This is a genomic window from Flavobacterium sp. B183 (assembly GCF_023539155.1).
GTDB lineage: Bacteria > Bacteroidota > Bacteroidia > Flavobacteriales > Flavobacteriaceae > Flavobacterium > Flavobacterium tructae.
On sequence record NZ_CP097434.1, the window covers coordinates 3,883,985 to 3,896,629 of the forward strand.

Below are 12,645 nucleotides of genomic sequence, written 5' to 3' on the forward strand. Positions count from 1 at the left end.
ATCATCTGGTTATAATTTCAAAGTTTCATATCACTAACTTTGAAACACTACCCAATTCGTTGCGTGGTTATATTCTAAAAATACCTAATCAGTAACATTACCTAATATTTGAAAAGGTGAAACGTCTGGATTAACGTTTATAAAATCTGACTATTATTACCTATTCGTACTTTTTAAATAACAATTCTTGCTTCGTCCATCCCTATTTATAATAAAAAGTTTACTGCCTTTTACTAAATATTTATCTACCCCATACATATCAGAAGTTTTAATTTTTGGACTTAAACTATCTATAGATTCAGTCCAAAGATCACAAGTCAAAATTAAAGTATCAGATTTTACTTTCCATTTTCCTATTATTGCTCTATCGGCATATTTAAAATTATAAATAAAACTTTTATTCAAATTTAACTTTAAACTAACTTCAGATGTTCCATAGAGCATACAACTACTAGAATAAGTAGTTGGTTTTACAGATTTACAACAAATAAATAAACCAAAAACTAAAAATATAAGTTTCATTTTAATTTCTTTATAATATGGTTTGTTACCAACCTTAAAAGCAAGTGTCAAGTTGTTTTCAATCTTTTATAAACTCTGTTACTGATTTGACCAACTTAATGAGCAACTAATTATCTGTACATTATTAAAAAATCAATTCTCTTTTTTTAGATAAAAGTTTGTATTAACATATCCTTTCCTAATAGGATAAAGCCTATTACCTGAAACTTTAAAAATCAAAGTATCGGACGGAAATCCAAATTTTGTCGAATCTAAATAACAAATTATCCTTTTATCTTTTAAAATAAACTTACCACTCGCAGAATTACTTATCGTATGGATCTCTGTCTTTTCCACAGTACTGTCGGACTTCAAAACTATTTGAAAAAATGAACTTTTATCTTTTGAATAACTGGTACTATACTTTCCAAAGATATTTTTACTGCAGGATGTGAATATTACCAAGAATGCTGTAACTAGTATTATTTTTTTCATAATCATTGTGGTTTATATGTTGTCGTTCCAATTCTAAAAGCTGCATTATATTTATTGGCAATTGATTGTGGGTCTTGCTTTATGCCTGCTGCATTAGGATAATTAATAGCATTAATTGGACCCGATGGAATTTTATCACTGTATACTCCCCTTTCTAAAATATCGGATACAGAATTTACATTTTCTCTTTGTCCAAACAATGCCCCTCTTTGATAGGCTTGAACTTCATCTGATAAGTCATAAAATAAAAGATTATTTCCTTTTAAATTAACAGCTCCATTATTTTTAGTTAATCCTAGCGAAGTTTCTCCTGTCTCAAATTGATACATATGTTTTAATTCATGGGAAAAAAGCCCTAAGTCTGTTCCAGATGAAACAGTTAGTTGAACTCTATTGTTATCACTATTAAATGTTGTTTGATTAACTGTTGTAGAGTTACCTAATCCATCTTGTTGCGTGTTTCCACTATTGCTAACAACATCATAAACTTGATTAGAAGCCGCTAAAGTTGCTGTTTCCCCTCTCGTTGTTTCTAATTCTGCATTATTAGCCGTAAGGGAATTAATATTTTTATTCCATCTGGCTATTTGTCTGTCGCTCCCTCCTGCAGCAATTTTGGCTTTATAATCCGTAATATCACTATTATTTTTTTCTTGCCTAGAATTTATATCTTTAATTAATTTATTAACCCATTTCCAAGCACTTTCTGTAAATTCATTACCATCAACATCTAAATACAATACAGGATTATTTCCTGCATAATGATATGGTGATAGTGAAATAAATTTTTCCGCCATATTATCAATGTTTACCCAACGTCCTAAAGCAGAGTCGTAATTTCTCCATCCATAGTCGTACATGTTAAGTCCCAGCTCGTCTTGCAGTTCTTTTCCGTTGTACTTATACTTATTACTACTAGCCACATAATCATTATACCCCGTGTGTTTCAACCCAAAAGGATAATAATTATTCTCTTCAATAATTTCAAGAACTTGGGTTGCTGGATTTTTAGCATAACTAACCCTAACATTCCCTAAATGATCTTTGTATTGGTACACATACTTTTTATATATGTCATCATAATACCCTTCTGCCGTAGGGAAAAACTGCAACGTAGGTCTTGATGGAACAGCCTGACTTACCGACTGTGCTGCAAAGGCACTAAAACGACTTGCCTCTGCCGGAGGATCTTTTGGAACCGGATCGTATCCATCAATAGGGGGATCTGTGTTCCCCGGATCATCCGGTGCAGGAGGATCACCTTCGCCTTCATTACCACCTCCCTGATCGCCCTGGCTCTCACTATACTTATACTGAAAACCTGTCAGATAATCAGTATGAGTAATACCGCTTGTCTCTTTTACAATTTTCTCCACTTTTTGCCCCGTGGCGTTGTAAATGTACTCAATTGACCCCGTTGTTCCAAATACAATTTTCTTGGGTAAATTGAGTTGGTTGTATTGTATTGTGGTGATGTTTTTGTTTTTGTCGGCAATCATATTGCCGTTAAGATCGTACGTAAAATCATCCCCCGTTTTATTTGCATCTTTAAAGCCTTTGTTATCATTTCCGGCAGGACCATCAGTTACTTTAGTGAGTTGATTCGAGTTTTGATCCAAATAACCATAAGTCAAATCATCGATTTGAAAAACAATAGTCGGCGCGTCGCTGGCTCCATAGCGCTGCAAAGACTTAATATTTCCGTTTTTATCGTAACTTAAACTTTCGTTATACGCTCCTGAAACCGGAATGGCGTCATTGGGTTTACTGTAAATTGCACTGGTTAGACGATTCAGATTATCGTACTGATAGCCATAAGAGCGCTTGGCAAGATCTGTTCCGGTTTTCCAGTAGGTTTCTGAGATATTTCCATTATACAAGGCTTGTACTTGAGAATTGCCCGGTTGTTTGTCATAATTAATATTAAAAGCAAACAAATCCAACGGGTCTGTATCTTGCTGTAGATTTTTAATATTGTTAATTTCGGTGAGCCAGCCTCTGATGTTGTAGGTATACTGTACTTTCTGTAGAGGATTTGCCGCACTGTTCCCTACATCTTTTGCACTCAATTGTCCCAGATCATCATAAGTATTGTTCGCCAAAACTTCAACAGTTCCGCCATTGATTTGGTGGGTGTGCGTTAGCAAACGATCTTGTGGCGAATAAGTGAATTCTTCTTTTATTGTTAGCTCTGCGTCTCCCGAAGCACGTTTGTGTTTGGTCACCGTATAGAGCGACTTTCCAATAAAATCAAGTTTACTATCCATATTGGTGTATCCTCCAAGATGATTTTGGATTCGGGTACTTATGGCTCGTGCTTTGCTATCATAAAAAGTGGTAGTGGTTTCTCCTAATGTTTCTGAGGCGGTAGTCAGGGCTCTTGTCCAGATTCCAGTCACCAAACCCTTAATATTGTCTAAAACGGGTTGGTCTTCAATAGTTGCAGGTTTGACCACCGCATTAGGAAAAGCATAATCATCGTAATAGGTAACGGTTAAAAGTTTAAAATTTATCGGAGCAATAGAATTGCTGTAGTATATCACTATATTGTCGTCTATAGTTCCTTCAGAACCTCTGGTTTCAAATAAAACAGCGGCGGAATTCTGTTGGTCCTGTAATGTTTTTCTATTAGCTGAACCAGGAGGTGTGCTGCTCCATCCGGTATAAACAGGTCTTCCTAAACCATCATATTTGGTAATGAGCCAGCCCTCTGTTGTTTCGTCTTTAAAAGGCGAAAAAGCAGGTCCGGTGGCCACGGGACGATCAAGTTTGTCATAAACAATATACTCCCATTGTTTTCCGGGTAGTTTTTTCTCCACCAAACGATTGCGATGGTCGTATTTGTACTGGTAACACAAACCGTTTAAAACATCAACGCTAACCACACCTTGCACTTTTGGCGGCAATACATAACTCAGATTTCCGTACCTGTCATAAACATAGTAGGTGTCATGTTTATCACCTGAATTGTAAGTTCTTTTAAGGATGACCTGTCCTTCTTTGTTTTTAAACTCTACTGTAGAGCCTGATGATTCACTTGGATTTGCTGCTGTATTCTCATCATAAGTTATGGTTTTATACAACTGATTTGCTGCATAATTTCCCTCATCTGAAAAAACAGTTTTAAACAATCCTAATCCAGCATCCCAGGTTGTAGTGGCCGTAAACAACCTTACTTCATCGGCTATATTGGTCTGATAATCCATTTTTATTTCGTGTCCGCTATCCATAGCCCACGAATTTCCCGGAGCTGCTTGTCTTAACACTCTGTTTAAGGGAGAGGCTTCTAATTTTTTCAGCGAAAATGGATTGGCTGTATTATCATACGTTTGGGTACCGTAAAAACCTGTTAACGCATTGATAGCAGTTGCAGGATCTATTCGGGCATAATTATCACCTCCGTTCTGAGAAGCATAAGGTAAATATTCTTTGACTTGTCTTCCAAAAACATCATACTCCACGGGAGTAATAATGTCTTTTCCTCCTTCTCCCTGACCAATGGCGATGGTTTGTACCGGACGTCCGAGTCCGTCAAAATAAGTGATGTTTTGTTTTTTTTCATCTTTGGTCAGCGCATTTAGACCTGCAGTCTGAACAGGTTTCTTTGGTGCCAGGGTATAAATAAAGTTATCATCACTAAAAGTCTGCGCTCTTGCACCCGTGACTGTAAAAAACAATAAAATTACTAATGTTATATATTTTTTCATTAGGTTGTAGTTTCTGATTAAAAAAAAGTTTACATGCGGTTCACATTAGCGATTATCATAAGTACAAGATCCAACAGTATTGGCGTGATTCTGCCCATTTTGTCTTAAATCATTAAATGCCTTAAGATTCGCATTCTTTTGACTGATTGTAGAAAAATATACACCAGGAAAAACCATATAGGTCTCAGTTGATCCTATATACCCAATTCCACAATTGTTTCGGGTAAAATCTTCCTTTGCTAGTGTATTATAGTACCCACATTCTCCGTTTGCATTAGCATAATCCTGTCCGTTTGCTGCCACATCCTCCTGGGCTTTCATATCAGCTTCAGCCTGTGATGATTCCGACCAATGAATATTGGCTGCAACCGTATACGTTACAGGTGCCCCCGATAGCCCCGCAGGACAATTATTTTTTGTAAAAATGCCGCTTTTGGCTGTATTGTAAAAACGACAAGTCCCTTTATTATTGGCATTGATCCGCCCCCATACATCACACTTTCTAGCTGCGTGATCATCTGCATCAAATTGCGACTCCCTCGATGTAACTTCTCTCGCCGGTATTGTATAATCTAAAGATGACCCAATACTACCTGAAGGACAATTATCCTTAGTATAGGATCTAGTAATCGCTGCATTCCAAAAAGTACAATAGCCCTTTGTATTTGCATTTTCCAGACCGTTATTATTAACATCTCTTTGCGCCAAATCATCTGCAGCCGCTTGCGACTCTCTTGAGAAATAACTCCCAGCAGGAACGGTATAGACTTCCGTTGAACCTACTCCACCCGGCGCGCAATTATTTTTAGTAAACGAACCACTTTTTGTAGTATTGGTAAAAGTACAATACCCCTTTGTATTGGCATTGGCCCTACCATTTGCATTAAATAAAGCCAATCCTTTTGAATCAGCATCAGCCTGTGAATCTTTTGAGGTTTCGGCACCAGCTACCTGACTAAAGAATTCATCAGATCCAACACCACCGGGAGCACAATTACTTTTTTGGAATAAACCACTAAAGGCAATACTTCTATAGATGCACTCTCCTTTTCTATTGGCATTGGCCTGTCCGTTTGCAATTATATCTGCCACTGCTTTTCCGTTGGCATCTTCCTGTGAAATGATTGAAGTATATACTCCAGCAGCTACTGTATAATCTATCGGTGAACTACTAGCTCCAGCTGGGCAATCTTCTTTTACAAATGCCCTGTTTTGAGCTGTGTTTTCATAAATAACCTGCCCTTTATAATTGTAACGATACACTTGTAAAACATTTCGATCCTTGTCCTTAATAGCTTTTAATCTGTTAAGTTCATCATACTCATAATAAGTTACCAATCCTTTTGGATCAGTCATAGTACTTATTCCTACTAAGGGTATATAAGTATAGGTTGTTACCATACTATTTCCCATTGCGGAATTATATCGCAATGCATTTAATGCTGTTATTAAAGAGGCTTCATTACCTGTAGTTGAAGAGGCATTTTCTATGGCAGTAATTAAATTGGCAGGGACAATAACCGGTCTCTCGCTTTCAATTTTGGCCACGATCTGGCTTTTATTATACCCCCATACTACAGTAATATTAGCATCTGTAGTCATCAAACCAGGTCTTCGATTATCTGTCGTTACTGATCCAATGAAATTCACATTCCCATCAAAATCATAACCATAATATTTTCTTTTTTCTAAAGGATTGTTGTTCATCCCTTTTGAAAAAGACAAGGGTTTAAATAAATTGTTCGCGGCAGGCGTAAAGTCATACCTATACACATCGATAATTTCTCCATCTTTCTTATTTATGATTTGCACTATTGGTGAAACAAAATTTTTATTTACCATAGTCTTGGAAACATTGTCAGCAAAGTCATATGGGTAAAACATCTCACTACTAGTACTGCTTTGGTCATTATAAGTTGTTGTTACCTTTTTTTGTCTGAAATGAGAATCAAAATCAATTTTTGTTTTTCTCTCCAAAGGCCGATCATTATAATATTCGGTAACAGTTTTTATTTCCGTAATTTTTTCTACATCAAATTCTTTATATGGCTTAAAATAGAAAAAATCATTCAGGGTCCAGGGTGATGTTATACGTGAGCCATCAATAAGTCTAACCTTGAAAGCTACTTTAAGACTATTAGGATAGTTAGGATTATTAACTATCGGTAAAAAAGCCTCCCGATTCTCTACATTAAGATATAAACTGGTTTCGTCAATAAGTTTTTTATTATCTGTAGTAAGTGTATTACTATCATAAATCGTTTTACCTTCTTCAAGTCCAATAGATAAGTCGGAGCCCATTGGCGTAAAGGGATAGTCTGTAAATTTTAATCCGGGAACAAAATATCGGGTCATTTTGTAACCTTTTGGATAAACTATTTTTTTCTTGCCGTAAATTTCGCCTAAATAGGAATATACTACCGTGTTGTCCCAATTAACAGCCGTATTTCCAGTACAGTTTTTGCATAAAAATTTTTCGGCCTTAATACTTTGAATTCTTATTGGAAATTCTTTAATTGAATGGTAACCTAATGGCGAATTATTTTGCAGTAATAAATTATGTGCTGTCGAATTTATAGTTTCAACATTAGGAAATGCAGGTATTTTAAATGCAAATGGATTGTTTTGCCCAACCCGATCAGCACAACAGGTCTCTTTTGAAAAAATAGAATAAAGTAAATCTCCATTACTAAAAGGTGTTGCACTCGGATAATTATTTAAATCCGTATAATCATATTTTTTCGTGACTGTTTCTCCTATTGTAGGGTAATCTGTTGTTTCTTTTACTCTTATTCCGCCAACTTCTTTCGTAGGGATGTCTTGCGTATACTGAGCGACATCAACATCAAAAAAATCTAACTTAATTTCTGCAGTTAAATCTTGTGTTCTGTTGTAATCTGTTCGAATTTTAAATTCATAAGTACCGGCAGGAATTATAAATTTACCACCACTATCCCGACTTACAGCACAATTATTAAAACTCGCACAATTACTGTCTATTTGTGACATTTCATTTAACTGGGTAGATATTTTAGGTATTTCCTGTCCTCCAACACGTGCACTTGGGGCTAACAAGTAATAAGCCGTTGAATTATTTCCCGGATATGACGGACCTGCAATTTTATTTATCATCATGTCAATAAAATTTACATTTCCTATATAATGGCTCAAAGTCGCCACTACATCCGTATTAAAAGTTTTTGTATAAACACTCTCTTTACTTACAGGAGCATCAGCAGAAAAATCAGATTTAAACTTTAAATTAATTCTAACATTTGGATTATGTTGATTTTCAACTCCTCCACCGCTTAAATTTTGTTCATACTTTATTTCTGTTGTTCCTCCTGTTGGATATTTTACTACTTTTAATGCGCCACTTACTGTATAAGTAAAATCCGGCCTCTTATCGGCATTATAGATGGATGATCCATAAACATGCACTGCAGAAAAATTATGTGCCGCGTTTGCAAACCCCCATTCATCCTGATTGTTCGGGTAACTGAAACGAGAGTTTATAAAATTCGGTAAGTAAGCTGTATTATAATACTCAAAACCGTAAAAAAACAAATTATTTTTCGTTATTATATCTAATAGATTCCTACTTCCTGAATAACTAAAACTGTAAGAATCAACAATTTTATCATTCATATCCGAAATGCTTATCCTATCATAAACTTCATAATTATTTAATTTTTTATAACTCAAACTGACTTTAAAATTAGAGCAGCTAATTGATTTTAAAATTTTCCTTTTAATTATATCACTGGTACATCCCTGATTGTACACATCATTTGCAGGAGGACTTGTAATTCTTTTCTCTACATTAGCATAAAAACTATAAGTCGTAAAATTATTATCATCATACGTAAAAATAATCTCTTTTAGATTATTAAGCACAATTTTTGACAGCTGCCAGCTCGACGTATAACTGGCAAAACCTTCTTCAAAAAATGAATTATATCCTGTATATGGCTCGTTTATTTCTTTCTGTTCAAAAAAATACTGATTTGCACTGGTATCAGTCAAAATAAAACCTTCAATAATTTGATTGTCACCAATATTTCTAATGATTTCTAATTTATAATCATGTTTGGATAAAAAAGCAGGAGTTCCGTCTATACCAATTTTAAAAGAGAAATGGATTCCATTTACACTTACACTATATTTATCAACTTCAGAATCATAAAATCCCTTAGCCAAACTTTCAGCATCATGTTGTGTAATATTGTTATTATTCAAATAATTATTTACTATACTTTTGACAGCTGCATTATTAATCCCTCGTGGGTGCTCATCCGGCAACCCTCTCACTTCTCTGCTCACCACGCCTCCCAGACTTAATTGCCATCCCAATCCCATTATCGATGGTGTTTCTTCCAATCGGTTTCCTCCATAATTATAACTTAACTGGACTGGCAGGTTAAAATCTCCTACACTACCGGTAAAAAGTTCAATATTTTTTTGCAATCTTCCATAAAATAGATTTACAGGTATTTCTCCAAAGGTTCCCAATCGTGCCGCTTCAGGAGAAACCGGAAACGTTAACAAATCGGGATTTAAGGTACTTTGCTGGCTATAAGCCGCATTCCAAAAAACAAAAATTAACAAAAATCGGGTTATTACTTTCTTCATAATTTTAAACTATTAAACTGACACTGGCAGTTAAACAAATTATTTCCTTGTGTTTTTTAATGAATAGATTTAATCACTTTTACAGATTCTGTTTTCACATCTGTTCTGACTTTGATAATATAGATTCCTTCAGAATAACCACTGAGATTAACCGGTACAGTCCTGCTGTTGATGTCAAATTCCTGCAAAGTACGTCCGGTGATGTCGATCAGAGTGGCAGTACCTTCTTTAAAATCATAGCCAATGATGATGTTGGTATAGCTTGAAGCAGGATTAGGAATAGCCTCAATACTGGATTTTACTTTTTCCACTTTGGTTTTGTCTTTGAGCTTTACTACCCAAAAATCATTACCTCCCATACTGCCGTTTTTATCTCTTGAGGCAGCCGAATTTGAGGTTCCTGCCATCAGATACCCTCCGTCTCTGGTCTCGATTAACTTCCTGAGGATATCTTCGCCGGCACTGCCTACAGTTTTGTTCCAGATTTCTTCTCCTTTATCGTCAATTTTCATCGCGATGTAATCGTTGATGCCTTCTTTTTCTTTACTGACTGCGTTAAGCGCTTTGGCCACAATCCCTTCGCGAGGACGCCTGCTTTCGCTTTGCGCATAACCGCCTATGAGATAACTTTGGTCGTTGTTTTCTACCAGAGAAGTGAGGATGTCTGTTTTTCCGAAATCATAGGTTTTACTCCATACAACACCTCCGTCTTTATCGAGTTTCAGGATCCAATAATCGGTTCCATTCCCTACAATACCGCCCATAGTGGTCAGAGCATTTTTACTGTTAGAATTTCCTCCGACAATATAACCGCCATCGGCAGTCTGATGAATGACATAAGGCTGATCGTCTCCTTCGGCTCCATAAGTATTTTGCCATTGAATTTCACCGGCATCTGTTATTTTAAGTACCCAGTAATCTCCGACTCCTTTGTTGTTCTCAGTTTTGTCACCTGAAACAGGAGAATTAGAATAGCCTGCCAGAATATAGCCGTTGTCTGTGGTTTGTTCCATGCTTCTCAGCACATCGGTATATGCTCCTCCATAGGTCTTTTGCCATTCGACATCTCCTTGTTTGTCCAGTTTAACAATCCAGTAGTCCATGTTACCACGGCATTTCTCTAATTTATTAAACTGATCTGCTTTTGTGGTGGGTTTAGGCATTCCGTTTATAGCAGCGAGTGCATTCCCTGAATAATCGGAACTTGAGGAGCCTCCTAACATATATCCTCCGTCTCTGGTCTGAAAAGCACATAAGAGTTCGTCTTTTCCTTTACCGCCAATGGTTCTTTGCCATTGTTCGCTACCCGAAGCATCTAATTTGATGACCCAAAAATCAGTAAGGCCTTTGCATTTTTCATTCTTTTGAAAACCTCTCCCCGAATCTGAAGTTCCTGCCAGAATGAAGCCTCCGTCTTTTGTGTTTTTAATACTCTGAAGCAAATCAAATCCGCTTCCGCCTATACTTTTTTGCCAGACCAGCTCTCCCTTTTCACTCATTTTCCAGATCCAATAATCCAGATCCCCATGATTGTCATCGTCTTTATTTCCGGTTTTATTAGACAAAGAGCTGCCTGCCAGAATAAAGCCATAATCGGCTGTGGGCTGTGCGTCAAACAAATAATCGGCATGCTGCCCTCCATATGATTTCTCCCAAAGGATGTCCTGAGAATGCATAAAGAAGGGGAAGGTCAAAAAAAGTAACAGGTAACGTTTTTTCATAAGCATTATGGTTGCATTTTTTTTTGCGCAAAACTATAGTACTGAATTCCAATATCCTTACGTGTTTCCACATTCATCCCTTGTTTTAAATAAAACAAGTATAAATTCCTTTTATTCGCTTAATTTTATTCTTACTATAAACATTCAGCTAATTATCAGAATTTATATCATTATAATTGCATGAAGCAAACATTTGTACTTGCTTCATAAGTACTTTTGAGAAAGGCTTATTGTACAGGTTTAGAGTATCAACATAAAATCAATACCGCATAAATGAATACCTCCACTAAATTGAAATACCTTCAAAGAATAATGAAAAAAAAACTGTGGTCACTCAGTAGAAAGGCACAAAGATTATCTGAACGGCGTCGTACAGAAATACAAAGAGCAGAGATTACGAATCTGTTAGCGTCATTTGCCATTGTCTTACCTCTTTCTGCTTTTACTTATTGGAGAATTCTCTTGGAAAAATTCAATACCGATTATTTTGAGTTTTGCTACACTTTTGACGACGTTTACTATATCCTTTATTATAAAGGAACGGTACTCTGGTATACTCTTACCGTTTTAATGCTGTCTGCAGTACTCTCCACGACAGCGTTACATTTTTGGAAATTTCGCCTTCAATTCGTAACAACAGGGCTGGTCTGTCTTCTTACATATATTTTATGTAATGTCAGTCATTTTAAATATACCCAGACGATTATACTAACGATTATTTCTATATGTATTACAATAGCTTATCTATTTTTTACAAAGCATGCTCAATATCTTTTTGCAGTCTTCTCAGGTATATTTTTAATATGTGCCGCCAGCGCAGATGCTAAATATTATCAAAAAGCAGCAAGAAAAAAAGACATACAGCTCAAAGATGGTTCCTTCGTTTTAAAAAAAAGTGATACAGAACGTTACTACGTAACCAGCACATCAAAATATATCCTAATATATACCCCCGAACCCATCAAATAAACAAAATAGAACGGGATCAAATTCGCTAAATCCGCTCAAACGCATAATAAACATTTAATCACACTATTAAAATTGCCTTCTATATTATCAGAAAAAGTTAAAGCAGCAAATTATTTATAATCTTGCTTTACTTTGTAATATCCATCATGGCAAAATCACGGTACATGATGTTCTTGAAAACTAGAAATCCAACCAAATAAGGCTCTAAGAAGCCGAAGTTCGAATATATTAAACTGCAAAGACAATATTGTGGCAGAAAGTTTCTTCAAGACATTGAAAATAGAACTGATTTACCAAAATCCTTTTAGAAACAAACATTAAGCTGAATCCGCAATTTCTAAATACATTGAAAAATTTTACAATATCTAATAGAAGGCATAAACACCCGGACAACCTAAATATTCTTAAATATCAAAAAGTAAAGATTGGAATTTGAATCATTATTTTCAAAGAATTAGATTCGAAATGTCTTTGCTAATTTCCACTCCCGAAATTAGTTTTGTACTATTAGGTAGTATAAAATGATCTTGAAGTACACGTAAGATACAAATTTATACATCATTACTAAAGACAAAAAACAATATTCAACTCTTTAAAAATTTGAAACTATAAAGACAACT

At 35.6% G+C, this 12,645-nt stretch carries 5 protein-coding genes; 1 reads left to right on the forward strand and 4 read right to left on the reverse strand.

Features of this window, described 5'->3' with window-relative positions; genetic code table 11:
• Positions 1–156: 156 nt before the first annotated feature.
• From M4I44_RS16415 to M4I44_RS16430, 4 genes are all read right to left on the reverse strand, one after another.
• The gene (locus M4I44_RS16415) at positions 157–522 is read right to left on the reverse strand and encodes a hypothetical protein (protein ID WP_249965400.1); all 366 of its coding nucleotides are present in this window, start codon (positions 520–522) and stop codon (positions 157–159) included.
• A 476-nt stretch (positions 523–998) separates the two neighbouring features.
• Positions 999–4,703: a DUF6443 domain-containing protein gene (locus tag M4I44_RS16420; RefSeq protein WP_249965401.1), complete on the reverse strand. Its 3,705-nt coding sequence runs from the start codon at positions 4,701–4,703 to the stop codon at positions 999–1,001.
• A gap of 45 nt (positions 4,704–4,748) precedes the next feature.
• Positions 4,749–9,335, reverse strand: coding sequence for a DUF5977 domain-containing protein (locus tag M4I44_RS16425; RefSeq protein ID WP_249965402.1), 4,587 nt, complete (start codon positions 9,333–9,335; stop codon positions 4,749–4,751).
• A gap of 56 nt (positions 9,336–9,391) precedes the next feature.
• Positions 9,392–11,056, reverse strand: coding sequence for a T9SS type A sorting domain-containing protein (locus tag M4I44_RS16430; protein ID WP_249965403.1), 1,665 nt, complete (start codon positions 11,054–11,056; stop codon positions 9,392–9,394).
• A 312-nt stretch (positions 11,057–11,368) separates the two neighbouring features.
• Here M4I44_RS16430 and M4I44_RS16435 point away from each other — a divergent pair, with 312 nt between their 5' ends.
• Positions 11,369–12,025: a hypothetical protein gene (locus M4I44_RS16435; protein ID WP_249965404.1), complete on the forward strand. Its 657-nt coding sequence runs from the start codon at positions 11,369–11,371 to the stop codon at positions 12,023–12,025.
• Positions 12,026–12,645: the final 620 nt, after the last annotated feature.

What these genes read in the sequence shown, in the direction of transcription:
- M4I44_RS16415 (WP_249965400.1), bottom strand. Translation starts at nt 522, where the DNA reads ATGAAACTTATATTTTTAGTTTTTGGTTTATTTATTTGTTGTAAATCT.
- M4I44_RS16420 (WP_249965401.1), bottom strand. Translation starts at nt 4,703, where the DNA reads ATGAAAAAATATATAACATTAGTAATTTTATTGTTTTTTACAGTCACG.
- M4I44_RS16425 (WP_249965402.1), bottom strand. Translation starts at nt 9,335, where the DNA reads ATGAAGAAAGTAATAACCCGATTTTTGTTAATTTTTGTTTTTTGGAAT.
- M4I44_RS16430 (WP_249965403.1), bottom strand. Translation starts at nt 11,056, where the DNA reads ATGAAAAAACGTTACCTGTTACTTTTTTTGACCTTCCCCTTCTTTATG.
- M4I44_RS16435 (WP_249965404.1), top strand. Translation starts at nt 11,369, where the DNA reads ATGAAAAAAAAACTGTGGTCACTCAGTAGAAAGGCACAAAGATTATCT.